This is a genomic window from Schleiferilactobacillus perolens DSM 12744 (assembly GCF_001435585.1).
Taxonomy (GTDB): Bacteria; Bacillota; Bacilli; order Lactobacillales; family Lactobacillaceae; genus Schleiferilactobacillus; species Schleiferilactobacillus perolens.
In genome coordinates this window covers 1-24,246 of record NZ_AZEC01000012.1, presented here as the reverse complement: position 1 = coordinate 24,246, position 24,246 = coordinate 1, and the positions used below count along the sequence as shown (strand labels likewise).

The window sequence follows — 24,246 nt, the reverse complement described above, 5'->3', positions numbered from 1 at the left end:
TTTTTAGTGGATCCCAAACGCTGGATCGTAATGAAGACGACCGTGCACATCAGTTAGAGCACCTTCCATTAACGGTTTGATCATGAAATTCTCGTCTGCTACCGTAAATGGGGCTGTGATTTTGTACTGACTGGCCGGAATAAAGCCAAAGCGACCGTAGTAGCCTGGATCGCCCAGGACAGCGATGGCCCGTAAACCATCACCGAAAGCCATGGCTTCCAGATACATGATCAACGCTGTCCCGAGGCCCTTGTTTTGGTCTGCAGGTAAAACACTGACCGGCGCCAGTACCCAGACGGGCCAAGCCTGGCCACTTTCAGCGACGACTTGGGCCTTGCTCAACATGGCGTGGCCGACCACAGCTTGGTCGTCGTTTACCGCCACGACATCGTATTCTGGACGGTAGGTTTCCCCAGCCCGCAGTTTCTGCACCAACTGAGCCTCATTCCCGTCACTGTGGGCGGCTTGGGCAAAGGCCGCGGTGATAACCGCTAAACTCTTTTGCGCGGTGTCGGGCGTGACCGGTGTAATTTGCAAAATGACTCACGCTTTCTGATTAGGTTTCTTCTCCATTGTACCCGTTTGGACAGCGGCCTGAGAATCCTGGCGCCATTGACGATACATGATCACGCCAAAAGCCACGGTGAGGACCAGTAAAATCAGCTCTGTGGCCACCGTGCCGATGGCTTGGGCCTGGCTGAGTGCTGGAACAAAATCCACAACGGCATGGACCAGGATCGGCACGCCCACCCAATAGAATTTCTTACCAGTGCGGACAAAATGCCACACGAGGATGGAAAAACCGATCTGTAGGATTAACGCCATGATGCGCTCTGCTAACGCTAAAGAAAAGAGACCGGCCGCACCACCGGTTAATTGTTTCACTGTGCTGGCCAGTAACGGATACTTTTGCAAAAAGGCGGTTGGACCGGTTTGATTAATGGTGAAAGACAACACCAGCGTGGATAAAGTGGAGAAGCCGCCGATGATCACCATTTCGATCCCGCCGTGGCCGAGGCCGTATAGGAGCGGAGTGCCGGGGCGCTGGAGCCGGTCGACACCTTTCTTCATGATGTGACGCATCCCGAGCCAGCGACCGATTTCTTCGAACACGCCGGCTAGCAAAGCACCATAAAGGGCATACAGCCACGGCGTGTTTTTGAAATTGGCGGCGATGCCCCGGAATGGAGTCTCTAGCAGCATGGCAAAGAGGATATAGACCACCAGGCCGACACCCACGGTCGCCCAGCTGTCGACGGCGGGATGGCGGTGAATCCACCAGAATGCGGCGCCGACGGGGATGAGGATGGATAATGCGATGGTGACGATTAAGATTGTTAATGTGGCTGATGTGACCATGACTTTTTCTCCAATCGCGGGGCTGGGACAAAATTTGGGTGGTAAACTGCCGTGCCAAAGCTGCGCAATCTGCGGCTGAAATGGGCTGGAACGCTGTGACGGCGGTTTGAGCCCGCAAAGTGCGCGGTCTCAAACACGCCTAACGTCATCAGTGGCCAAAACCGGGCCACTGTGACGTTTCCACAGCTGAGCCCATTTCAGCCTCCGATTGCTCCGCATTGGCACTACACTCATCATGATTCAAAATTTTGTTGCAACCCAAATTATTGTTTTCAGAATACCATACCCATACTGGAGTGCAAGGGAGGTATTAGACCCAGTAGGTGCGGCCGTCGCGGGTGCGCTGGAGGAAGCCGTATTCGATTAGGTAGCGGCGTACTGTGACGTAGTCGGCAACATGTTGTTGCAAGATTTCGTTGACTGCTTGTTCGGAATAATTTTTCTGGGGCGCAAAGTCTTCGCTGAGTTTTGCCAGGAGGACGAGCTTGCGTTTCTCCTTACTGGGCCAGGTGCTGATCCAGCCCTTTTCATCCATCAAGTTCTTGAGAATCTGTTGTTGCTCTTTCGGGGTGATGTCGTAGCGCTCATCTAACTGAGTGGCACCTGGGTGCGGTAGAAGTGTTTCTTTCTGACCCGCATGCATATTGTTCAAGACAGCGAGAAAGCGGGTGGCTTGGCGTTCTTTCTCCCGCAGCTTGAAGCGATGGTTACGGACGGTCGACGTGGAAATACCCATACGCTGAGCGATTACGGTATCGGTTAACCCCTTGGCTTGCAGTTGTAAAATATCGAATTGAGCTTGGGCCAGTCCCAGACTTTCCCGGCCCTGGGCAAACAACGCCGCCAAGGCTCCTTGGTGGACTCGGGCTAAGTGGGCCTGCATGGCCAATGGCGCCGTCAATAAGTCCTGGTCCTGGGGGTAGACCACCCCAATGCGGTAAGTCTGATCGCAGTACAAGCAGTGCAAGACTTCACCAATCTGTGTATAGCCTTGCTGATAATCCTTCATAGTATAAACGGTATGGTTATCCATCGTTTGTCCCTCCAACGTTTTTCCATTTTGTTTAAAGGATAACACAATTTTTTCCTGCAAACAAATTGATTGATCGTTTGCGTAAAAACAAACGGTTTAATCATTGCGTGGGAGCACAAGCTGGCCTACACTTTCAGTATGTACTTTGAAGGAGGAGATATTCCGTGTCTGAACGTATTGCTTTATTGGCGGATGTCCACGGCAATGCCACGGCCCTAGAAGCGGTGCTGGCCGATGCTAAAGCCCATCACGCCACCCGTTACTGGTTTTTGGGCGACATGATTTTACCCGGACCCGGGGCCGACAATTTGTACGACATGTTGGCTGATGTGGGAACCGATGTGATTTTGAACGGTAATTGGGAAGAGGCTTTCTTCGCTGCTTTGGCCGGTGCAATTTATCCCAATGACCCTTCAGATGTCTATTTCGTTCGGTTAAGCGAGTATTTGCAAACCCGTTTGTCCCCGGCTTTGCTGGCAACCATGAAAAAAAGACCTGTGGCGACGGTCCAAAAAATTGGTCCGTTAACCATTGGTCTTTCCCATAATTTGCCTCATCATGCGGGCGGCAACGCGCTTTATCCGGATCAGCCCCAGGATCATTACGACCACTTGTTTGATGCCCCTCATCTGGACGTGGCCATCTTTGCCCACATCCATCAGCAACTCCTGCGGTACAGCAGCCAAGGCCAACTGATCATCAACCCCGGTGCAGTAGGCCAAGCCTTTGATCCCTGGGCATCGCTGTCCACGGATCATCGCGCCCAGTATGCCCTGCTGGATATCGCCGCCAATGGCGTCAACCAGGTGGATATGCGCCGGGTGCCTTATGATGTAGACAAGGAACTGGCCGTAGCGAAGGCGGCGGATTTGCCCTACTTTGAACTTTACGAAAAACTGCGCCGTACCGGTAAAACCTATACCCACAACGATCCCGTGTTAGCCAAGATCAATGCCGCCCATGGGTATCGCCAAGATGTGATCGAGTTTTCTCATCATTTGGACGATCCCCAATAGTTAATCTCGTTTGGGCAAAAAGCGCAATTGGCGACGAGCGCGATGGCGATTGACCCGCCGAACCAGTCCCCGCGGCCAAGTCCTAAAGGGAACGGCCAAGTCGTATTTTTGCCGCCAGTGGGCCAGATCCGCGGCAATTTGCTGACGGCTCCAAAAGTCATAGTCGTGTTGCACGTACACCAGGGCATCTCGAATATCCTGGTCATCATTGCCCCGCCAGCGATCAGGCATAATAAACTGGGCGCGGGGGCGCGTTGAAAATCCGCGCTTTTGCCGTTGGACATAAATAATGCGGCCTAATCCCATTGGCGGGATGGTTTGGGACGTATAAGGACCCAGGGGATACACGATGAGTGCGCCCCGCAAATATTGGGTGGCAGCATCCAAGCCGTGATCGATTGTATATTGTCGCAGTGCACGTTGAAGATCGGTGGAAAACGTCATCCAGAAATAACGCCTTTTCCCGTGTCCATCCAGCCCCTCAATCTTGACGTTGTACCGATTCTTAGTAGTCACACTGCCTCGCCCCCCGCTCCTGCTGTATGTTAACTCTGGCAGGCCGGGGAAATCTTGTCAACTGTGAAAAAAATTCGCAGCGAATATCGATTGCTTAGGAAAACGCGGGACACCAAATAGAACCGACGCCGACCAAGTTCTAATGGGTATCGGTTCTATTTATTGGCCGCTTCTTAATGTGTCTTAGCATGTGTGGAACGAATCTGATAGTGCCGAAAAACGTATTGGAACGCCACAAGTAGATACAGAAACGTCACGGCGAGGCTGATGGTCCATGCGAGCACGCCGTTAATGCCTATTGTTGACAATAGCTTATCAACAGCGCCGAATGCACAAAAACCTAAAAAAAACACCAGTGTCAAAATCAACTGGCCTTTACGTTCTGGTCGCATACAAATCACCTTCTATATGTATTACTCGTAGCCTAAAGCAGGCCCATCTTTCAGTCAACCATCGAGAAATCCGCCTCATTCCGCTATGTCTCCATAAAAGCCGTTATTTTATACAGGCCATTATTTCCCATAATTGGTATAGAGCCACCATAATTCCTGATTAAAAACGACCACTCATGTTGTTTATCCGTTTGTGTTGCGCATAGACGCGGCAAGAATGTGACAACAATGTTAGTTTTCCGTTCAAAAAATAGGCGTACCCCCGAAGGAGTGCGCCAATGATACATGATTGAGTGTCTCACGGAGGGAATCGATCACCCGTTTTCCGAAAGTGCATAAACTTTTCCGCCTGGTGTACGCGCAATTAACGAATCAAATCCTGCTCCGGATGTTGCAGTACCTGTTCAATATCCGCCAAGCTAGCCGCTGGCGTATCATCGTAGGTACTGTGGGCCAACACATCATTGATGATGGCGATGGCCAATGTCCGCTCTGCTTCCCAGCCTTGTTCCCGGCCAAAGATAATCCCCGCGGCATACGCATCACCGGTCCCAATACGGTCCAGGACCTGGACGGGATATTGGTTGGAATAACGAACTTCGGTCGCATCTGCCCAGAATCCGGTGATGGTGCCCTGCCCATGGTCTTTACCCCGCTGCACCCCGGCAAAACCACTGAGATCATAATCGGCAACGAACCGCTGATACAAATCTTCGTTCGTCGCCTCTGCCGGATAGTCCAGTAGCGCCGTCAGATCCCGGCGGCTGCCGAAGACAAAATCGCACAACGGCAAAATTTGGCGATACGCCTGGCGGATTTCATCATGTCCGCGTTTTTCATTCAAGCTCGGCCGAAAGTTAAAGTCAAAATAGACCCGCTTTCCTAGAGTTTGTGCTTGCCGAGCTAACATGAGTGCCGCGGTCCGGGTGGCCGGAGTCAGACTCAGCGAGATACCGCAAATGTGAACGGCATCCACACGTGTCAGGGCCGTGGTGAAATCATAGGCGGCTGCTTCTGCTTGACCAAAGCTGGACGCACGCCGATTTTGATACGTGACATAAGTCGGCCGCGCCCCAAAGCCCAATTCCACGAAGAATGATCCCAGATGGTCGCCCTGCAGGCCGATAAAATCGGTGTGCAGGCCCTTTTGCCATAGGCCTGCCAACGCCGCTTGCCCCAACCGGTTGGCGGGAAGTTGACTGATCATGTAACTCTCCGCGCCCAACTGGTGCAAACTGCTTAAAATATTCACGCCGGTACCGGTATAACTGCTTTGCAGCATATTATTCTGCGTCAGCAATTGATGCTCCGGCACCGTGAGCCGTAACATAATCTCCCCAAACGCTGCAATCTTCATGATTTTCGCTTCCTAACCCAGCACTTTTTGGACAACGCTGAATAACTGCGCCACATCCTCTGGCCGAGTGTTGCCGGTGGCTTTATCAATGATCGAGCTGTACACGTGGGGAATAATTTTCGCCACGCCCGCATCCACAGCTACCTGTAACACGGTTTCGAAATTCTCTAGATCCAGCCCGCCGGTGGGTTCCAACGCAAAGTCCGCTTCCGCGCAGGCTTTCGCCACAGCCTTGAATTCATCCAAATGGGCCAGCCCGCCCATGGGAAAATACTTCACAGACGATCCGCCCATATCCTTGATCATGGCAATCGCGGTCGCCACGGGTACGTTACCCGCCGCCGTTTGACTGCTCAAGGGACCTGTCGCCACATTCACGACACCTGGCGTCCCTGTAGGTGAAACCAGGGCGTTAATGAAGGTCTCGTTTTCACCCAGCAAGGCGCGGGTGGCGCCGACGCCGGTGAAGACCTGATTCACGTGCTGGGGCTTGATGGCCGCACTGACCCGGGCCACCATCGCGCTTTGGCGCGGATCACCGGCACCCAGGCCGACAGAGACCGCATTATGGATTGCATCTTGATAAATCCGCATATCGTTGATGGCTGCTTCATCTGTGGCATAGTTTTTCGTCAACACACCCAAGACAATATGCCCATCAGCGGCGTCATAACACGCTTTGGCATTCACGACCGAATTAGCCAGTACGTTCAAGGCCACGCGGTCATGGTAGAAATTCGGTTGTAAGTCGCTCATCAATTTTTCTCCTTTGTGATAATGGTTTGAATTTGATCCACAATTTGCTGCAATTCTTCTTCCGTCAACGCCCGGGGATCGATTTCAAGAATCCCTTCGTTCACCCGATAAGCGCGCACATAAATGGCTGGGTTACCGTCACGTAAAGCATCCGCCAACTTCTCCGGCGCAATCACTTGGGGATCAACTTTAAGGCTGGCCCGGAAAATATCCCGGCCGGCACTGTCTTGGACGATATTGGCGGTGATCCCGTGAATAGCATTGAGCTGGCTGATCAGCGGTGTCAGTTGCTGTTTCATCGTGTCGCCGGATTTGGGCGGGACGGTCGTGTATTCGTCCAGGGCGGCGACTAGACCAAGAATATTTTCTTTCCCAATCTTCATCGCCCGACCGATGCCTTGTCCCTGCATACGGACCCAGTCAATGTATTGCTGGCGGCCGACCACAAAGCCAGACGTCGGACCGGAGAAAGCCTTGGTACCGCTGTAAATCACAAGATCCGCACCGGCAGTAATGTATTCGTGGAGATCTTCTTCCGCTGCCGCATCAATAATGATCGGCACGTGGCGAGCATGAGCGGCCGCGATTGCTTCGCTGGCCGTGAGCATACTCTTTTGGACGGCATGGTGGCTCTTCACGAATAGGACGGCCGCCGTTTGTTCAGTGATCATCATGTCCACCTGTGCCGGGGTGCATTCGTTGGCATAACCGGCATGGACCACTTGGCCACCGGCCATTTCGATCATCAGACTTTCTGGTGCACCGTAGTTGATGTCTTGGCCCAGAGGCAGAACGATTTCACGGCGGCTCAACGTCGGTTCAAAGGGGTGAAACACATGGTGCATGCTGCCTTGGCCAATCAAAGCAGCGACAGATTGCACGATGCCGGCAGAGGCAGAGTTCACGATGATCCCGGCTTCGGCACCCGTTAACTGCGCAATGTACTGGCCAGTGGCCTGACTCAGCGCGGCGATTTCAAAGAAGCGCTGGGCGCCTAACTTTTCCCCTGCGACCACGGCATCGGACAATGTCGATGCCCCAAGAATGGTCATCTTACCATCTGCATTGATTACTTTTTTTAAACCGAATCGCGTATACGGATCGAAATTAGTGTTTGTCAAGAGCGTAAACCTCCCCGCCGACAATGGCGTATTCTGGTTGCAGATAATGGTTGGTGGTGCGCTGATTACCATCGGAGTCGGTCAGCGTCTTGGCGCCATTCTTGTCTTGGAAAATAGTGATGTCGGCATCAAAACCGGGCGCTAACTGTCCCTTACCGGCCAGGTGGAAATTAGCCGCCGGGGCGGTGGTGATCATATCAATCACGGTGGGCAGCGAATAGCCGATCAGGCGCATTTTATCCAATGTTGTCGCCATATCGTAAACCGGTCCATTCATCCGGTTACGGGAATAAATGTCCGTACTGATCGAGGTGGGATCCAGCCCTACCGTGAAAGCAGTCGCGGCTGTCTTGAAGTCCCAACTATCGGTGCCATGACCAACGTCGAAGATCACGCCGCGCCGGTATGCCGCAAACACAAAGGTCTTGACGTTGCCGTCCGCATCCAAGATGCCGTTGGTCTTCCCGTTATACGCATGGGTCAGAATGTCATCCTGACTCATCAGTGCCAAGATATCCGATAACTCCGGTGGATTGGCCCCCACATGGACCATCAAGGGCATATCTTCCAGAGTGGCTTGAATTTCTTTGGCCCGCTGCAGCGGAATCACGCCGTTTTCTTTGACGACGGAGTGCGAAATCCGGGCTTTCAAACCGACAATAAACCCCGGTAAATCAGCCACCGCCGCCTGCATCAGAGCCGGTTGAATCTTTGTCAGATCACCCAGCTCGTTTTGTGCCGGAATCCCAGTCTTCGCAATGTTCAACATCGCAAAGACATTGGTTTTCTTAGCTCGGGTGATTTGATAAAAGTCACGGATGTTGTCCGCCCCTGTAGAGCCGGCATCAATGACCGTCGTCACCCCGGTTTTGTACCCATCTTCATCGGGATCGTCATAGTAAAGGGTCAGTTTCTCGTAACAGTGGGTGTGATCATCGATCCAGCCCGCTGACACATAACTATTCCGGTGCAAATCGATGGTTTGCGCGGCCTCAACACCGTGTAATTCAGTGTCCACCGCCAAGATTTGACCATTGCCGACGGCGACTTCGATGGGTTCGCCAGTGACTTTTAAACCGTTTTTGATCAGTAATTGTGCTTGCAATGTTAACGTTCCTCCGTTGTTTGTTTTTGAAACTGCGCTTTATCCCAAAAGCCTAATGCCGTTAAAACTTGCGGCCCTTTTCCAGTTTAGCAAAGCTCACGCGATAACGATGGGCGATGGCACTGGCGACGGCGAGTGATACAAAAATCACCAATGGCGCCGCCTGTTTGAAGCCAAACGTGAGCAGCACGCTCAGTAAAATCACGCCGCTGCCGCCAAAGATGAGTTGCCATGGCTTGCGGCCATCAATCCAATGCGCCACCGGCGCAAACTCTGTCAAAGCAAAGATTGCGATCACCGGTATGAAGAATCCCAGTAATACCATCATCAGAACTCACGACTCCTTTTCTGCTAATGCCGCAAGATCGGCTGCTTCCTTATCCAGTTGTTGCCGTTCAAAGGCCTTGAAGAATGGATAGTAAATAGCCAAATCAATAATAAAGTTGAGAATGCCCAGCAGCAATGCCCAAACACTCCAGTTTGTACTGATCCAGGCACCAATGGGGCCCGGGACAGTGAATGGCAGACGAGCCATCATCATGGGAATCAACCCAGACACAGTCCCAATATAAGCAATCGTGGCTGTGATTAACGGCGCGATGATAAACGGAATGGCCAAAATAGGGTTCATGACGACAGGTGCACCGAACATAATTGGTTCATTGATGTTGAATAGTCCCGGTAGAAAAGCCAATTTACCGAGTTCTTTCAAATATTTGGACTTAGAAAACATGAACAAGACGACCAAGGCTAATGTACCGCCAGCCCCGCCGATCCAGACGAACCATTGCAAGAACTGTTCAGTGAAGATTGTGGACAGATGATGGGCACTGGTACCGGCTGTGAATTCGGCCATGTTAGTCGCAATCGATACTTCCCAGAACGGGCGAATTAACGGGTCCATGATCGCAGCTCCGTGAATCCCCATGGTCCAAAACGCACAGATCAAGAAGATCGTCAGTAAGCCGCCCGGTAATGAGTTGCCGACCAGAATGCCCTTCAACGGCATCAAGACGGTGCTCAAGAATGTGGCAATGTTGAAGTTCAAGATGTGCCGAATCACCCAGAACACGATCAACACGGCTGCTGCAGGAAACAGTGCCACAAACGAATTGGAAACTTCTGGCGGTACACCCGCCGGCATCTTGATCGTGATGTTCTTTTCCTTCAAGAAACGGAATATTTCCACCGTGACAATGGCCGTCACGATAGAAGCAAATAACGACGAGGCGCCCAAGTTGGCAATGTTCAAATACCGCCCGGGTTCAATGACGTTCTTCACGCCCTTCAGCACATGAATCGGAGCAGCTGTCGAAACCAGAAACGCCATGGTGGCCAGCAACCCCGAGGTTAAGCCATCCATTTTGTAACTTTGGGCCAACGAAAACGCAATACCGAATACAGCATATAATGCCAACATACCCACAGTGAAACGGAAAGGAATATCAAGAACCTCTTTGTACGGGGCCATGGCCGCCGCAACGGAAGGAATCGGAATATTATTCAAAATCGTGAAGAACGACCCGACGATCGTCAAGGGTAAGGTCCCGATAATCCCTTTACGAATCGCAGTCATATGCCGTTGATTACCCATTTTATTGGCAATCGGCAGCAGCTTGGCATCGAGCCAGGCAATAAGCTTGTCCATAATGAAAACGCCTCCTTGTGTTGTCGTAAACATAATAACATTATGATGTTTGTCGCGCAACAAAAAGTTTTGAGTCTCCAAGATGCATTTGTCTGGCCCCATGATGATTGTTTAACCGTCTTTAATCAGTCGTTCTGACTGCAATTCTACATATTCTGCTCTACGAACACCGCCCATCGTTGCCCTACCACCATGCCAATATCGTTGCTTATTGATTCTTTCTTCCCTGCGGGTGGAGCATTTTAATGCGGCTGTACTTGTGCATGATGATCAGTGAGACAAAAATGGTGACGGCCGGGACCACGACATACTTAATCGGCCATAAGCCCGTGAGCAGTACACTGGCTACAATGGTCACAATTGCTAAAATAATCGTTTGAAACCCGGACAATCGATAAATAAACGCCGGCAATTTGTTCTTCTCAACCAGAAAAACACTCCCCACGATAAACACAAACATCCAAAACACCATCATATAACTCGCCCCTTCCAAGGAGAAGATAACATTATAATCTCATACAGCAAACATTGCCTATACTTCGTACTGAATCTCGTAAGGATGCACTTGCGTGTTGTACACCGCTTCAGAATACTCAACCAACTCATCAAACTGATCAAAGCCGCGCCGAATACGTTCCATTCCCATCGGTTTAGTTATTCGCAACACTTTTTTTGCCTTTGGCGAAACCTCTGAAACTGTGAATTGATCGTCGAACCGTTTGACACTGATCCCAGCAATTTTTAAAACCTGGTACAATGAGTGGTTTTCCAAAAATTGGGCGGAAACTTGTTCAATTGGCACTCGTAAGTAATGTGTAAATAGAATAAACGGCTTGTCATCGAGATAATACACCCGCTCAATGCGCGTGATTTGTCCTTGCGCTTGTTCAAATTCTTGGGGGATGGTGCCCTCTTCACCCACAGAGATGCTCAGTATCTTTTTGGTCAGTTGATTCCCCTCGTACTCCAACATTGCCGAAAAAGAATCGGCTTTTGATAATCGATTAAAGGGACGATTACTGATGACAAATGTGCCTTTACCGCTCTTCTTCTGAAGATAGCCCTCTGACACTAAGATATCAACGGCATTTCTGACCGTAATCTTGCTTACCCCATAATCATCCACCAATTCATTTTCGGTGGGAATCATTTGGCCCACGCCATACCGATCTTGAAAGATTTTATTTTTAATATCATCCGCAATATCGCGATAGAGTACACCGGTTTTTTTCACGGTATCCCATCCCTTCCCATCACCATTGACTACATTAGTTGCAGTATACCACACCACTTTCCACGATTGAGTCATGCCAGTCTCTCGCTGATAGGCCTCTTCATATGGTCTCTAAATCGGGTTTCCTGAATAATACCATGATAAAAGACACCCTCAATGGATGTCTTTTTTCGTATGAGCGCTTCACATTACTTTGTCTCGATCGCTTGATCCTCTAAACTGCCTTCCTGAGCAATCTGTGTCTTTTCAAATGCCCGGAAGAACGGATAGTAGATGGCGAGTGACACCGCAAAGCAGACAAACACCATCAGACACGCAAACCAATTCCAGTTTGTCGTCAGTAAAGCGCCGATTGGTGCTGGAATCGAAAATGGCGGTTTCATCATCATTCGGGGCATCCATCCAATGGCGGTCACCACATAGATGATGATGGTATTCACGATTGGCACCAGTACAAAGGGAATCGCCAATATCGGGTTCATTACGATCGGTGCGCCGAAGATAATCGGTTCATTGATATTGAAAATTCCCGGTAAAATCGACAAACGACCAAGCTGTTTCAAATACTGTGATTTTGAGAAAAGAAACAGGACGACCAACGCTAATGTGGCGCCAGTGCCACCCATCTGGGCATACCACTGGAAAAATTGTTCTGTGAACATATTCGGCAATTTAAATGCGCTCATGCCGTTTTGGAAAAGCTCGGCATTTTCTAAAATGGCTTGATCCCAGAAGGGACGGATAATCGGTCCCATAACCGCATGACCGTGGATACCCATAATCCAAAATAAACAGATAAAGAATTGCGTGACGATCCCGCCAAGTAAGTTATTACCTGTTAGAAATCCCTTCAAAGGGGAAATGAGCGTCGTTAGAAATGCGTTGATATTAATATTGAAAAAATGACGCGGAATCCAGAACAGTAATACCACAAGCAATGTCGGCAACAGTGCTGCAAATGATTCACCAACAACCGGTGGAACACCATTTGGCATTTTAATTTCTAATTTGTGTACCTTGCAAAAGCGATAAACCTCAACTGCCACCAATGATGCGATAATTGCGCCAAACAAGCCTTGCGAACCAAGGGGGGTTAAGGGAATATACCGTCCTGCCTCCACCGCCTTACCCGTCACATCGGTACCCTTGGCGATATTTACGGGAACAATCATTAATAAAGTGGCCAACATTGCTAGGATACCGCCGGTGACTTTATCTAGCTTGTAAGAACTGGCCAGGTAAGCACCGATCGTGTACGCAGCGTAAACTGACATTAGCCCAACTGTGAATCGAAAGGGGACATCCAGAGCAGATAAATATGGGGCAATAAAATCCGAGTATCCAGACACGGGTAAATTCAACAGAATTGTGAAAAACGAACCCACAATAGTTAGCGGCAAAATTGAGATCAAGCCATTCCGAATCGCTTGTAGATGACGCTGGCTCCCAATCTTATTCGCTATCGGCAATAATTTAGCTGACAGCATATCGAAAAGATGCAGCATGATGCTTCCTCCTCATCATTCTTTGGAATATTCAAAACCGTTATCTTCAATCAATTGGTGGAACCAAATACCGGACTTCTTGACTGATTTCTCCCCAGTGTCAAGATCCAGCCGGTAAAATCCATACCGATTTTTGTATGCATTCATCCAAGACCAGCAATCCACAAATGTCCACATGTGATAGCCCAGACAGTGACTACCCTCTTGAATTGCTTTGTGGAGATAATACAGATGCTCCTTCAGAAAATCGATTCGATAATCATCTTGCACCATACCATCTTGAATGAATTGCTCTTCGTTTTGAATACCGATACCGTTCTCGGACACAAACCACGGAATATCTGGGTACTCGTTATCAATTTTCTTAGCGATGTCATAAATTGCTTCGGGATAAATCTCAATTCCCCGAGAAGTGTTCATTCTCCGACCAGGCATTTCGTAAGCATCAAAGAACCATTCTGGAGAAAAAATGCCGTGACGATTTGGTTCTGAATCCCGTGTTTTAACTCGCCGCGGGCGGTAGTAATTAATCCCCAACAAGTCAATTTTGGTATTTCGAATCAGATCAAGTTCGCCCGCAGTGATTTCCGCAGGCAACTGATCATATTGTTTCAAGATACTGACAAGTTCTTCTGGATAACTCCCTTTGAGAATCACTTCATTAAGTGAACGTGTATAGAACAAATCCGCCATGTGGGCTGCTTTCAAATCTGCCGGATTCTGACTGCGCGGATACACCGGGATGACATCCATAATAATGCCAATGTTGGTTGGCAAATGTGTTTGGCGAAAAGCACTAATTGCTTCACAGTGTGCGACCACAATATTGTGCAAAACCTGTGCGGCACGCCGAAAATCGACGACAAACGGATAATGACGATCATGTAAATAGCCTGCTTCAGCGGGAATCATCGGTTCGTTAAAGGTGAACCAAGTGTCGACCAAATCACCAAACTGTTCAAAGCAAACTTCTGCATACCGTCGATAGGCCGCGATGGTGTCCTTGTTTTCCCACCCACCCTGTTCTTGTAGATACATCGGCAAATCGAAATGAAACAAATTGACAAAGGGCTTAACACCCGCATCTCTCATTCTCGCAAAGACATCACGATAAAACTGAACAGCTGTCGCATTAACATGACCAGAGGCATCTGGAATCAATCGCGACCACGAGATTGATGTGCGCAGTGAATTTAGTCCGATGCCTTGCATTCTTTGAATATCATCCTGGTATTCTGCGTAGAATCGTGACGTATCTTGCGTTGTCACGCCATCATAAAACCGATTATTGAATACCCGGGAAGAATAGTCCCAAATGTTGTCGCCTTTGCCATCTCCCGGCACTGTTCCTTCAGATTGCGTCACGCTGGTCGCTGCTCCCCACCAAAAGTCTTTTGGAAACTTCATCATTGTCATTGTCGTGACCAACCTCCTCATTGACTTGAATACAACATAACAATATAATGTAAGCGCGAACAAGTCTAGCCGTTTTCGGGTTTCTGTCACATGTCATTGTTCCTTGTTCCGTGTGTCAACAATAAAACACACCGTGACAAAAAATGGAGGAAAAAATGCTATTCTTAGACTCTACCCCTCAACTGGGCCCCCTAGATCTGGAGATACTAGGGTATGTGACTAATCATCTCGCGCTTATTCCTTATCTCCCAATTCGGACGCTGGCGTCAAAAACGCACACCAGTACCGCGTCAATTCTACGCTTCTGCAAAAAGTTCAGCTGTTCTGGCTACGGTGAGTTTAAGGTCCGGCTTAAATTATATTTGGAAAGGGAGAACGTCAAATCAGAAATTGATAACCACATTGACGAATACTCGGAGTTTCTTTCGTCAACGCGGAATACTTCAACGACAGATGCAGTCAACAAAGTCGTTCAAATACTGCGGACAAAGGAGATCGTTCTTTTCCTTGGTGCGGGGACCTCTGAAACGATTGCGCAATATGGATCGCTCTATTTTGCCAACTTATCCATTCCCGCATTGAAAATTTCAGACCCGTCCAATTATCCGGCCAATATGTTTTCCGCCGACCTTTTGGAAAAGGCCTGTTTCGTTGTGATGTCGATTAGTGGTGAAACCAAAGAGATTATTGAGTATTTAGGTCACATCCGAGAAAGCCGCACAACCATTGTTTCCATCTGCAACTCCGACGCCTCAACAATTGCCCGCATGGCGGATATTAATATCCCTTACAACATCACCCGAGAGACCGTCCAAAAAAGCCTGCGCGATCCAGAGAAGGAAACTGAGATTACGTCGCAATTGCCTGCGTTATTCTTGCTTGAAAAAATTGCTCGAGAGTACAACAAAAACTGAGCAAACACAGTCACGTCTTGACGTTCAATCACTGATTGAGTACACAAATTGTTGCTTACTCTGTGTTGGTTTGTCAGAACAGGCGCATAAGTTGAATTTCACCAAGTAATCAGTGTAATGTTACATAAAGGGTACACACCATAAACAATGTTCTAAGGGGATTGAAACATGAACGAACACAGAATTTTGCGCGCACTTTGCTACATCTCGGTCCTATTTGCACCTTTCCTGTTTCCATTGATCGTCTGGATCGTGACCGATAAAGGTTCCGCTACCCAGTCTGATGCAAAAACGGCGCTATGGCTGCATATCATTCCGTTCTTAATGACGATTGGTATTTTCTTCTTGGTCGGTGTCGCCGGTTTAGCGAGCAACAGCGTCCATTTCACAGCATTTTTCAGTGTACCTCTGATGATCGTCTTTTTTGTGGTCGACCTTGGCCTGGTCATTTATAACCTATATAAAGGGATCAAAATACTGGCCGAAGCTTAACCCGCAGTGCGTAAAAGACCCATACTGGCAAAAACCGCCGGGTAGGGGTCTTTCTTCACTTCGAGAACATTGCATTCAATGCGGCCAAAATAAAAACAACCCCAATGAAATATGAGAAATACACGCCCAGCAACGAAAACGGTGACGTATTTTTGTTACCGTATTTTTTGATTGACCTAAAATACCGTCTGGCCAAAAACAGTTGCAGTACCCCTAACGCGATAAAGACGACACCAATCAGCCACTTCGACGTGAAAAAGCGCACCACTGCATCCATATCACTCTGCCCCCTCCAAACATCCGTGAACAAAAAGCAATCGTCCTGCCATGCTCAATGTAGAGCAATGGTGGGACGATTGCAATTAATCTGTCTCCGATTTTGTTTACAAATTGACAGCTGCACCGTTCACGGTAATCGTAAACGCCTTGGTGCTGAAGTCCGCCGCCAATTTAGCGGTACGGCTGCCATCTTGGTTTGTCCGAGTGATCATAATTTCATGATCTGTGGGCGTGGCCACATCGATGCTGCCCTCTAAGTCAAAGGCCTCTTCATGATTGCGGAAGGCCAGGAGATTATGCAGCTTTTGCACCACCGGCCGTTCCATTTCCTGATCCACTTCCGCGGCCGTGTAGTAATGGCGATTGATATTGCGGCCTTCTTTGGTCTTTTCCAACAAGTCGAGGTCGTTTTTACCCGCCAGCAGGCCGACGTAATAAACCTGGGGAATGCCCGGTGCAAACATTTGCACCGCACGGGCCAGCAGATAGGCCGCATCGTTATCCCCTAAGGCAGAGTAATACGTTGTGTTGATCTGGTAAATATCCAAGTTGTTATAGGCTGCACTGGAATATTTCCGTTTCACATTGGCACCGACTTTATACAACTCGTTCTTGGTATCGTCTAATTCCTCTGGGGATAAAAGATCCTTAGCGTCCACGACGCCCAACCCATCGTGGGTATCCAATGTGGTGAATTGTTTCATGGGTGAAATCTTCAACCAATGGGCCAATCGTCGACTGTCCCCCCGATACAGACTGTGAAGCAGAATCATCGGCAGGGCAAAGTCGTAACAATAATATCCATGCGCGGCCAGTTTGTGCACGATCGTATAGTGTTCATGAATCTCCGGCAGCAAAGTCACGCCGTGGGGCGTCACGATGTCTTGGAGTTGGCCTAAAAGATCCCAAATTTCTGGTTCCACGAAGAAGTCGTCAGTATCCAATTTTTTGACCGCATAGGCAAAGGCGTCCAGGCGAATGATATTCATGCCGTGGTGAATCAAACTTTCCAGCGTGTCTTTGAAGAACTTCTGGGTCGTAGCACTGCGCACATCCAGATCCATTTGTTCTTCACCAAAGGTGTTCCAGACTTGCCCGGTGGTACCGTCCGCAAAATGGACCGGCGCCACGGGGGCTTTATCCTTACGCTTATAGATCAAATCAATATCTGCTTGGGTCGGTCGACCAGCTGGCCAAAACTTGTCCCAATCTAGAAATAAATCCCGCCAAGCCGAATCGTTATGCCTAGCGACCCAGTCCTGGAACTGTGGCGAGTGACGCGAAATATGATTGACCATGAAGTCGGTCATCAAATCATAGTGCTTCGCCAATTGCTCCACATCAGCCCAAGTCCCTAATGCTGGGTCCACTTCGTCGTACCGTAGTGGTGCAAAACCGCGGTCCCCAGAGGACGGGAAGAACGGCAACAGGTGCACCATGCTTAACGCGTCGCGGTAATGTTTATCTAACACCCCTTGCAGTTCATGGACATTCTTCCCCATGCTGTCTGCATAGGTAATTAACATCACGCCGTTTTTCACTGTATATGCACTCGCTTTCGTTCATAAAGGACACCGCCAAAGGTTGGCAGCTCGTTTGGCTGACCGGCAGTGGTGGTTTGCAACATGACCCGACCGTCAAAATCAGCCACGGCCGCTGGTACCGGCGCAGCATGACCGCTCAAGTTCACCACGACCAAGAACTCTTCGTCGCCATTGACCCGGCGATAGGCAAAGACTTGGTCGTCATCAATGACCTCTGGCACGTATCGGCCGGTCACTAATGCGGGATGGGCAGCCCGAATGGCAATCAATTGCTGGTAGAAGTGCCACACAGAATTCGGGTCGGCCATCTCGGTGGCGGCGTTGACCTGGGGTGTATTGGTGTTCACCGGCAGCCATGGCGTGCCCGTCGTGAAACCGCCCGTTGGCGTCCATTGCATCGGTGTCCGGGCATTATCCCGGGAATGGTCGCTGACCGCCTGCAGCGCAGTCTTGGCGTCTTGACCTTGATGCAGCCGATAAGCATATTCTTGTTTGGCTGCCACGTCATCCATTTCATCCACAGATTCCCACGGATAATTAGTCATCCCAAGTTCTTGGCCTTGATAGATGTACGGCGTACCCTGCAGCAGGAAATACATCAAGGCAATCGCTTTCGCCGAACGGGCCCGATATTTTCCCGGATCGCCATAGACATTGACGGCTCGCGGCAAGTCGTGATTTTCCACAAACAGCGCGTTCCAGCCACGGCCCGCCAATTGTTCCTGCCATGTGGTGAAGGCCTGGGCCAACTTCGGCACTGTGAGGGACGATTCGCCATCAGCCTCCCAAAAGTTGATGTGGTCGCCAGTGAAAATCATGTTCATGAAGCCGGTCTGGTAATTCACCCAGGGCAGAGCTTCCGTCGGGGTCACTTCGCCGGCCTCGCCCACCGTCATGATAGGATATTCATGAAAAATATCCCGCAGTTCTTTTAAGTAATCAAAGAGACCGTCCACATTGGTATAGGCTTCGTCACTGTTTTTAACATCAGCAAAAGTTTGCAGCTTCTTGATGTGCCCAATCGCGTCGATGCGGAACCCGTCGATGCCTTTGTCCAGCCACCAGCGGATCATCTTATGAATTGCCGCTCGGACAGCCGGGTTCTCCCAATTCAAATCCGGCTGGGCTGACGCAAAGGTGTGCATGTAATATTCATCTGTGGCTGGGTTATACGTCCAGGCCGGACCCTTAAAAATACTTTGCCAATTATTAGGCGCTTGACCGTCTTTTCCTGGCTTCCAGATATACCAATCATGATACGGATTGGTCCGGGAAGAACGGGCTTCTTTGAACCAATGATGCTGATCACTGGTGTGATTCACGACCAAGTCGATGATCACCTTGATGTCGACCGCATGGAGCCGATCAAATAACTTCAACAGACCAGGCAAGTCCCCATAATTTGGGTCGACATCCTGATAATCGCTAATATCGTACCCATTATCGACATCCGGTGAAGGATAGAATGGAGAAAGCCAGACAAAGCCGACTCCTAACTGTTTCAGATAATCCACCTTTTGATCAATACCGGCGATATCGCCGATCCCATCTCCGTTGCTGTCCAAAAAACTCTTGGGATAGATCTGGTAACCAACGGCCTTTTGCCACCACTGTGTCACGCTTGATCCCTTCTTTCTAATAGATAATAACTCACGATGGCGGATGCACTGCCACCCATGAGAATGAATATGAAGCCCCATTGTAACTGGAACGTCAAGCCAATGACAATCAACGTGACGATAGCGCTGATTAACCCACGGCCAATGGACCACGCGTTGACCGGTGCAGACCAGCCCTTGACCCAACGGTTAAGGGCCACGGCCACACCCGTCACGAGAATGCCGAGCATGAGGGCCCGGGCAAATACCAGATTGTTGAGCAGTCGCCAATACAGCGGCAAGATGGTGACCAGCACGGCCCCAATCAAGTTAAATACCCACTGGGTGCGCAGGTTTTGCCGCCAGGATTGCCAGTAGGCCTTCCAGTGCAGCGGTTTTTTGCCCTGCCATGTGCGGACATCCTGAAACATTGCGGCGGTGGCGGGTAAGAGCAAGGCAAACGCCGTCAGTGTCAGCAGCGGTGATAATACGATTGCTTGGGGCACATTCAGGAACGACTGCATCGCCAGTAACAGCCAGAATGCTGCACTGACGCTGAGCCAGTGGAGATTGACGATGACTAATTGGGCTAACCAGTCGAGGGCGATCATGAACTGGCTGTCGCGTCTCAGAAATGACAACATGGAGGGACTCCTTTCGTTGATGAAGATCGTGGGGAACCGCCGTGCCAAAGCTGCGCAATGGCACTAGATGCCTCACACTTCAGGACTTTCTGCAACACATCAATGCGTATACGTTCTAATTCTTGTTACTTCACAGAACCATCTGTGACACTTTTGATGATCCAGCGTTGGGCGAAGAAGTAGAATACAACGACTGGTAAGATGCCGAGCATTAAGCCGGCCAGGGCGAGGTTCCACTGTTTGGTGAATTGGCCAAAGAAGAAGAATGTTTGCAGTGGGATGGTGTAACCGCTCTGGGGCAATACCAAACTAGGCAACAGGTAGTCGTTCCAGATCCAGACGATGTTCAAGACGGCCACGGTGACAGTCATCGGGTTGAGCATCGGCAAGATGATGGTGAAGAAGATTCGACCAGGGCCGGCCCCTTCAATGGTCGCTGCTTCGTCCAAAGCTTCTGGAATACCGGCGATGGCGCCTTGATAGAGGAAGATCGACAGACTGGCGCCAAAGCCCAAGTACATGAAGATCAAGCCAGGAATGTTCAGCATTTGTACTTTACCAAAGATCGTTGTCAAAGGAATCATGACGGACTGGAACGGAATCAACATCGCGGCCACGAACAACATCAGGATGACGTTCGAAATCTTGCTGTGATTCCGTTGAATGGCGTAAGCGGCCATGGCACTGGCCAAACAAATCAGAACAACAGAGACAATGGTAATCGTTAAAGAGTTAAACAGCGACCGGATAAAGTCCAGGGCTGCCCAAGCTTGGGTGTAATTACCAAATGTTCCGCCCACCGGCAGGCCGATGACGCTGGAGAAGATACCCTTCGGTGTTTTGAAACTGTTGGTAATGATCAGGTAGAAGGGAAAAAGCCAGAGAAGGCCTAGCACTAAACCGATAATGCCCAGAATCCAATTTTTTGCATGCTTACTCATGATAAGTTCTCCTCCCGTTTACGACTGAAGTACACTTGCAGCAGGGAAATCGCGGCGACGACGAGGAAGAAAATGATTGCTTTGGCTTCCCCATAAGCCAGCTTATTGTTGGTGAACGCTGTCCGGACGATGTTCATGGACAGCATTTGGGTGGACAGGTACGGGCCGCCATTCGTTAAGGACAAGTTTTGGTCGTAAACCTTGAAGCCGTTGGACAGCGTCAAGAAAAGACTAACCGTGAAGGCCGGTGCGACCATTGGGAAAGTGATGTACCGGAATCTTTGCCACGGGCTCGTGCCGTCAATTTCAGCGGCTTCAATTATTTCCCGGGGAATAGCTTCCAAGTAGGCGATGTAGATCAGCATGATGTAGCCGGACATTTGCCAGATGGTTAAAATCACCAAGCCCCAGAATCCAGTTTGCGGGTTGGAAAGCCAACCGGTCAGTGCGCCGATATGCAACGCTGTACCGATGGCCGCAAAGACCCGAACAAAGATAAATTGCCAAATGAACCCGAGAATCAAACCACCGATTAAGTTCGGCATGAAGAAAATGGTCCGTAAGGCGTTAGCACCTTTGATCTTTTGCGTCACAAGCAGCGCCAGCCCCAGGCCGATAATATTGACAGCAATGATGACGGCGATGGCGTATTTCACAGTGAACCAAAAGGCGTTCAAGAACCCAGAATCACGGAAGGCGGCCACATAGTTTGAAAAGCCCACTGACTTGGTAAAGAACAAGCCATTCCAGTCCGTGAAGGAATAAAACAACCCCAACAACATCGGCACGATGACCACGCAGAGAAGGCCGATCAGCGCTGGTGCCAGAAACAACCAATATGCTTTGCTTTTTGTCTTCAACATTTTTGATAGACCCCCTACTTCGTGGACTGCAGGTTCGCCCATGCTTGTTTAGCATCGGTGACCAGCTCATTCCAAGTCATGACTTTCGAGAGATATTTCTGAACATCTGGCCCCAAGGTATCGGCTTCCCAAGAGACGGGATAACCATTGAATACCCAGCCAGTGGTCGTCTTGGCCTGGGTATGCTGGAAGACAGATTCAGATAGCGGATCTTGCATCTTCATGCCTTCAAAGCCCTTATAGGCCGGGACGAAGTGGAGCAGGTCCACGACGTCTTTTTTACCCTGGTCAGTCGTATATAACCAGTCCAAGAAGTCCTTGGCGGCTTGTTGTTCTTTCTTTGGGCGAGTGCTGTTGACGGCCCAATAGTTGGGTACGCCGACTGGCATCTTGCCTGCATAGCCGTCCACCGGAATCGGAATCATGCCAATCCCGTTCTTGGCAAACTTCGGATCAATTTGTGCGACGGTTTGATAGATCCAGTCCCCTTGTTGAATCATGGCAACTTGATGCAACCCGAAATACTGGGAAACCTGTTGTGAATAGTCGGTTTGCATCACATTACCCACGGAGTAATTGGCTTCCAAATCCAACATGCGCTTATACTCTTTGGCTCGGGTCAGTGGCAGGGTTTTGCTGGTATAAGCTGTTTTGACATTGCCGTTGAAATCTGGCGCGATGAACACATTCCCCAAGTGGTTCGTCATGACCCAGCTTTCTTGACCAGGCAGCGAGAAGACGCCTTTGATACCCAGCTTTTCCTTTTGTGCATTAAGTTTCTTGACTGCTGCCAAGAGCTGGTCGTAAGTCTTCAACTGGTTGGCATCGATACCGGCTTTTTTGAAAACCTCTTTATTGTAAACAAAGCCGTAACCTTCCAAGTTAAACGGCAACCCGAGAATCTTCTTGCCTTCCTTCACCGCATCAAGCGTGTCCGGCAAAGCCAGCTTAGCGGCCTTTGTGTCGGAAACGTCAGCGATCTTGGTGCGGAATTGGGATACTTCGGACGGCCCTGCCACGGAGAAAATCGTGGGTTCATCGCCCGCTGACATCCGGGTCTTCAAGGTGCCCAGGTAATCCGATCCGCCCCCCACGGAGGTAATGATAACCTTGATGTTTGGATGGGATTTTTCATATTGCGCCGCGATCTGTTTAAACTGCGTGTTGTTCTCCACCTTGCCTTGCAAGATGTTGATGGTCACGCCTTTGCCGCTGCTCTCATTATTATTTGAGCCACAGGCGCTCAATAGAACAATGCTCACAATGCTGAGCATGATAATGGCTAAAAACTGCCGGACCTGCTTCATTATTTGGTTCCCCCTTCAAAAGAATGCGCTTAACGTTCTGTAACCGTTTCCTATGATACACGATTTTTAAGGTATGTCAATCGTTTACATATTGGTTTATTTTGTCTCCCCAGAATTCGGTATCATCCTTATTAATAAACCGTGTTATCGTTTACAGAATTGTCTGATGTGTGCTAAACTAACGAGGAATAAGTGAGGTGAAGTACAATGGCTACTATTACAGATGTCGCTAAACAGGCCGGCGTCTCTGTCGCCACGGTGTCTCGGGTCATTAATAATCGCGGCTATTTAAGTGCCAACACGAAGGCCAAGGTGCAGGCAGCGATGGATGCACTGCATTATCAGCCCAATATTGCGGCTCGTAATTTGCACGGTAAAGCCACCCATACTGTGGGCGTGATTTTACCGGATATCATCAATCCCTTTTACGCAGAATTATTTCAGACCGTTGAGCAGCTGCTTTTTGCCGCCCACTATCAAACTGTTTTGTGTACTACCAATGGCGAACCGGAGAAAGAAAAGAAATATCTGCGACTGATGGCTGCCAACCAGGTCGATGGCATCATCAGCAGTACCCACAACCCCGATCTGGCAGACTATCAAAATCCAGCGGTGCCGACTGTCGCCTTTGACCGAGTGCTGTCCGATCAGATTCCTATGGTGGGAAGTGATAATGAAGCCGGGGGGCGGCTCATTGGCGATTACGTCGCACAGCACCAGCCCAAATGTTGCTTGATTTTAGCCGGCAGCCAAGAAGACTTGGCGCCGCTTTCGCCTCGAATTGCTGGCATGCAGGCTGCCTTGGCGGTCACGCCCAGTGCAGTGGATCAAGTCGCAGTGCCCTTCGATCAGCCTGCGCCTGTCCGGAATCAATTGATTCGCCAGCAGTTGGCCGAGAAAGACTATGATGCGATCCTGTGTACTGACGATTTGACGGCCATCACTGTTTTTGAATCTTATCCGGCCGACCGGTGGCCGCTGATCACCGGCTTTGACGGTTCAAAATTCATTCGCCAATATTACCCGGCGCTGACCACTGTGATTCAACCCTTGGAAGATCTATGTCAACTGGCGATTCGTTTGTTGCGGAACAACATCGACGGGGGAAAAGAAAAAGCAGCATCCTATCAATTACCCGTGACCTTACATGTGGGGCAGACAAAATAAAAGACACGGCCGGCTTGAAGTGCCCCATAATTGTTAGAC

At 49.6% G+C, this 24,246-nt stretch carries 25 protein-coding genes; 4 read left to right on the top strand and 21 right to left on the bottom strand.

Going from position 1 to position 24,246, the window contains the following annotated elements; genetic code table 11:
• Window positions 1–3: 3 nt before the first annotated feature.
• The 3 genes from FD09_RS11630 to FD09_RS11620 form a co-directional block, all read right to left on the bottom strand.
• The gene (locus FD09_RS11630; protein ID WP_057821550.1) at window positions 4–537 is read right to left on the bottom strand and encodes a GNAT family N-acetyltransferase; all 534 of its coding nucleotides are present in this window, start codon (window positions 535–537) and stop codon (window positions 4–6) included.
• Window positions 538–543: 6 nt separating this feature from the next.
• Window positions 544–1,359, bottom strand: coding sequence for a YhfC family intramembrane metalloprotease (locus FD09_RS11625; RefSeq protein WP_057821547.1), 816 nt, complete (start codon window positions 1,357–1,359; stop codon window positions 544–546).
• 310 nt (window positions 1,360–1,669) lie between these two features.
• Complete coding sequence (locus tag FD09_RS11620) at window positions 1,670–2,392, bottom strand: DUF2087 domain-containing protein (protein ID WP_057821545.1); 723 nt, start codon at window positions 2,390–2,392, stop codon at window positions 1,670–1,672.
• A 164-nt stretch (window positions 2,393–2,556) separates the two neighbouring features.
• Here FD09_RS11620 and FD09_RS11615 point away from each other — a divergent pair, with 164 nt between their 5' ends.
• Window positions 2,557–3,408, top strand: coding sequence for a metallophosphoesterase family protein (locus tag FD09_RS11615; RefSeq protein ID WP_057821543.1), 852 nt, complete (start codon window positions 2,557–2,559; stop codon window positions 3,406–3,408).
• On the opposite strand, the gene FD09_RS11610 is transcribed toward FD09_RS11615, so the two are convergent.
• The 11 genes from FD09_RS11610 to FD09_RS11555 form a co-directional block, all read right to left on the bottom strand.
• A complete protein-coding gene (locus tag FD09_RS11610; protein ID WP_157053792.1) occupies window positions 3,409–3,924 on the bottom strand; it encodes a DUF7679 family protein in 516 nt (171 codons plus the stop codon).
• Between the two features lie 756 nt (window positions 3,925–4,680).
• Entirely contained in the window at window positions 4,681–5,673 is a 993-nt protein-coding gene (locus FD09_RS11600) for a sugar kinase (protein ID WP_057821537.1), read from the bottom strand.
• Window positions 5,674–5,685: 12 nt separating this feature from the next.
• Window positions 5,686–6,429 (bottom strand): 2-dehydro-3-deoxy-phosphogluconate aldolase, encoded by a 744-nt coding sequence (gene dagF, locus FD09_RS11595; RefSeq protein WP_057821535.1) that lies wholly within the window; start codon window positions 6,427–6,429, stop codon window positions 5,686–5,688.
• Window positions 6,429–7,550, bottom strand: a complete 1,122-nt coding sequence (locus FD09_RS11590) for a DgaE family pyridoxal phosphate-dependent ammonia lyase (RefSeq protein WP_268873295.1) — start codon at window positions 7,548–7,550, stop codon at window positions 6,429–6,431. Before FD09_RS11590 ends, dagF begins: the two co-directional genes overlap by 1 nt.
• Window positions 7,537–8,655: an amidohydrolase/deacetylase family metallohydrolase gene (locus tag FD09_RS11585; RefSeq protein ID WP_057821533.1), complete on the bottom strand. Its 1,119-nt coding sequence runs from the start codon at window positions 8,653–8,655 to the stop codon at window positions 7,537–7,539. Before FD09_RS11585 ends, FD09_RS11590 begins: the two co-directional genes overlap by 14 nt.
• A 61-nt stretch (window positions 8,656–8,716) precedes the next feature.
• Window positions 8,717–8,983, bottom strand: coding sequence for a hypothetical protein (locus FD09_RS11580; protein WP_057821531.1), 267 nt, complete (start codon window positions 8,981–8,983; stop codon window positions 8,717–8,719).
• A 6-nt stretch (window positions 8,984–8,989) separates the two neighbouring features.
• On the bottom strand, window positions 8,990–10,303 hold the full coding sequence (locus FD09_RS11575; protein ID WP_057821529.1) for a PTS sugar transporter subunit IIC: 1,314 nt from the start codon (window positions 10,301–10,303) through the stop codon (window positions 8,990–8,992).
• 208 nt (window positions 10,304–10,511) lie between these two features.
• Complete coding sequence (locus tag FD09_RS11570) at window positions 10,512–10,778, bottom strand: hypothetical protein (RefSeq protein ID WP_057821527.1); 267 nt, start codon at window positions 10,776–10,778, stop codon at window positions 10,512–10,514.
• A gap of 57 nt (window positions 10,779–10,835) precedes the next feature.
• A complete protein-coding gene (locus FD09_RS11565; protein WP_057821524.1) occupies window positions 10,836–11,612 on the bottom strand; it encodes a GntR family transcriptional regulator in 777 nt (258 codons plus the stop codon).
• A 113-nt stretch (window positions 11,613–11,725) separates the two neighbouring features.
• Complete coding sequence (locus FD09_RS11560; RefSeq protein ID WP_420806859.1) at window positions 11,726–13,042, bottom strand: PTS sugar transporter subunit IIC; 1,317 nt, start codon at window positions 13,040–13,042, stop codon at window positions 11,726–11,728.
• A gap of 15 nt (window positions 13,043–13,057) precedes the next feature.
• Window positions 13,058–14,452, bottom strand: a complete 1,395-nt coding sequence (locus FD09_RS11555; RefSeq protein WP_201782877.1) for a family 1 glycosylhydrolase — start codon at window positions 14,450–14,452, stop codon at window positions 13,058–13,060.
• A gap of 161 nt (window positions 14,453–14,613) precedes the next feature.
• Between FD09_RS11555 and FD09_RS11550 the strand changes: the two genes are divergently transcribed.
• The gene (locus FD09_RS11550; RefSeq protein ID WP_057821521.1) at window positions 14,614–15,372 is read left to right on the top strand and encodes a MurR/RpiR family transcriptional regulator; all 759 of its coding nucleotides are present in this window, start codon (window positions 14,614–14,616) and stop codon (window positions 15,370–15,372) included.
• 168 nt (window positions 15,373–15,540) lie between these two features.
• Complete coding sequence (locus FD09_RS11545) at window positions 15,541–15,864, top strand: magnetosome magnetite crystal formation protein family (protein WP_057821519.1); 324 nt, start codon at window positions 15,541–15,543, stop codon at window positions 15,862–15,864.
• Between the two features lie 55 nt (window positions 15,865–15,919).
• On the opposite strand, the gene FD09_RS11540 is transcribed toward FD09_RS11545, so the two are convergent.
• From FD09_RS11540 to FD09_RS11510, 7 genes are all read right to left on the bottom strand, one after another.
• The gene (locus FD09_RS11540) at window positions 15,920–16,141 is read right to left on the bottom strand and encodes a hypothetical protein (protein WP_057821517.1); all 222 of its coding nucleotides are present in this window, start codon (window positions 16,139–16,141) and stop codon (window positions 15,920–15,922) included.
• 106 nt (window positions 16,142–16,247) lie between these two features.
• A complete protein-coding gene (gtfA, locus tag FD09_RS11535) occupies window positions 16,248–17,669 on the bottom strand; it encodes a sucrose phosphorylase (protein WP_057821515.1) in 1,422 nt (473 codons plus the stop codon).
• Window positions 17,670–17,680: 11 nt separating this feature from the next.
• Window positions 17,681–19,306 (bottom strand): alpha-glucosidase, encoded by a 1,626-nt coding sequence (locus FD09_RS11530; RefSeq protein WP_057821512.1) that lies wholly within the window; start codon window positions 19,304–19,306, stop codon window positions 17,681–17,683.
• Window positions 19,303–19,929, bottom strand: a complete 627-nt coding sequence (locus FD09_RS11525) for a DUF624 domain-containing protein (RefSeq protein ID WP_057821511.1) — start codon at window positions 19,927–19,929, stop codon at window positions 19,303–19,305. The genes FD09_RS11530 and FD09_RS11525 overlap by 4 nt, the downstream gene beginning before the upstream one ends.
• 125 nt (window positions 19,930–20,054) lie before the next feature.
• Window positions 20,055–20,870 carry a carbohydrate ABC transporter permease gene (locus FD09_RS11520; protein WP_057821509.1) on the bottom strand — a complete coding sequence of 272 codons (816 nt, stop codon included), beginning with the start codon at window positions 20,868–20,870 and terminating at the stop codon, window positions 20,055–20,057.
• Window positions 20,867–21,733 (bottom strand): carbohydrate ABC transporter permease, encoded by an 867-nt coding sequence (locus tag FD09_RS11515; RefSeq protein WP_415649862.1) that lies wholly within the window; start codon window positions 21,731–21,733, stop codon window positions 20,867–20,869. Before FD09_RS11515 ends, FD09_RS11520 begins: the two co-directional genes overlap by 4 nt.
• Window positions 21,734–21,747: 14 nt before the next feature.
• On the bottom strand, window positions 21,748–23,040 hold the full coding sequence (locus tag FD09_RS11510) for an ABC transporter substrate-binding protein (protein ID WP_057821507.1): 1,293 nt from the start codon (window positions 23,038–23,040) through the stop codon (window positions 21,748–21,750).
• Between the two features lie 207 nt (window positions 23,041–23,247).
• Between FD09_RS11510 and FD09_RS11505 the strand changes: the two genes are divergently transcribed.
• The gene (locus FD09_RS11505) at window positions 23,248–24,207 is read left to right on the top strand and encodes a LacI family DNA-binding transcriptional regulator (RefSeq protein ID WP_057821505.1); all 960 of its coding nucleotides are present in this window, start codon (window positions 23,248–23,250) and stop codon (window positions 24,205–24,207) included.
• The last annotated feature ends 39 nt before the right edge of the window (window positions 24,208–24,246 follow it).

Bases quoted from the DNA above. Each gene is read 5' to 3' on its own strand.
- FD09_RS11625 (WP_057821547.1), bottom strand. From the start codon at position 1,359: ATGGTCACATCAGCCACATTAACAATCTTAATCGTCACCATCGCATTA.
- FD09_RS11620 (WP_057821545.1), bottom strand. From the start codon at position 2,392: ATGGATAACCATACCGTTTATACTATGAAGGATTATCAGCAAGGCTAT.
- FD09_RS11600 (WP_057821537.1), bottom strand. From the start codon at position 5,673: ATGAAGATTGCAGCGTTTGGGGAGATTATGTTACGGCTCACGGTGCCG.
- dagF (WP_057821535.1), bottom strand. From the start codon at position 6,429: ATGAGCGACTTACAACCGAATTTCTACCATGACCGCGTGGCCTTGAAC.
- FD09_RS11580 (WP_057821531.1), bottom strand. From the start codon at position 8,983: ATGATGGTATTACTGGGATTCTTCATACCGGTGATCGCAATCTTTGCT.
- FD09_RS11575 (WP_057821529.1), bottom strand. From the start codon at position 10,303: ATGGACAAGCTTATTGCCTGGCTCGATGCCAAGCTGCTGCCGATTGCC.
- FD09_RS11570 (WP_057821527.1), bottom strand. From the start codon at position 10,778: ATGATGGTGTTTTGGATGTTTGTGTTTATCGTGGGGAGTGTTTTTCTG.
- FD09_RS11565 (WP_057821524.1), bottom strand. From the start codon at position 11,612: ATGACTCAATCGTGGAAAGTGGTGTGGTATACTGCAACTAATGTAGTC.
- FD09_RS11560 (WP_420806859.1), bottom strand. From the start codon at position 13,042: ATGCTGCATCTTTTCGATATGCTGTCAGCTAAATTATTGCCGATAGCG.
- FD09_RS11555 (WP_201782877.1), bottom strand. From the start codon at position 14,452: ATGATGAAGTTTCCAAAAGACTTTTGGTGGGGAGCAGCGACCAGCGTG.
- FD09_RS11550 (WP_057821521.1), top strand. From the start codon at position 14,614: ATGCTATTCTTAGACTCTACCCCTCAACTGGGCCCCCTAGATCTGGAG.
- FD09_RS11545 (WP_057821519.1), top strand. From the start codon at position 15,541: ATGAACGAACACAGAATTTTGCGCGCACTTTGCTACATCTCGGTCCTA.
- FD09_RS11540 (WP_057821517.1), bottom strand. From the start codon at position 16,141: ATGGATGCAGTGGTGCGCTTTTTCACGTCGAAGTGGCTGATTGGTGTC.
- gtfA (WP_057821515.1), bottom strand. From the start codon at position 17,669: ATGTTAATTACCTATGCAGACAGCATGGGGAAGAATGTCCATGAACTG.
- FD09_RS11525 (WP_057821511.1), bottom strand. From the start codon at position 19,929: ATGTTGTCATTTCTGAGACGCGACAGCCAGTTCATGATCGCCCTCGAC.
- FD09_RS11520 (WP_057821509.1), bottom strand. From the start codon at position 20,870: ATGAGTAAGCATGCAAAAAATTGGATTCTGGGCATTATCGGTTTAGTG.
- FD09_RS11515 (WP_415649862.1), bottom strand. From the start codon at position 21,733: ATGTTGAAGACAAAAAGCAAAGCATATTGGTTGTTTCTGGCACCAGCG.
- FD09_RS11510 (WP_057821507.1), bottom strand. From the start codon at position 23,040: ATGAAGCAGGTCCGGCAGTTTTTAGCCATTATCATGCTCAGCATTGTG.
- FD09_RS11505 (WP_057821505.1), top strand. From the start codon at position 23,248: ATGGCTACTATTACAGATGTCGCTAAACAGGCCGGCGTCTCTGTCGCC.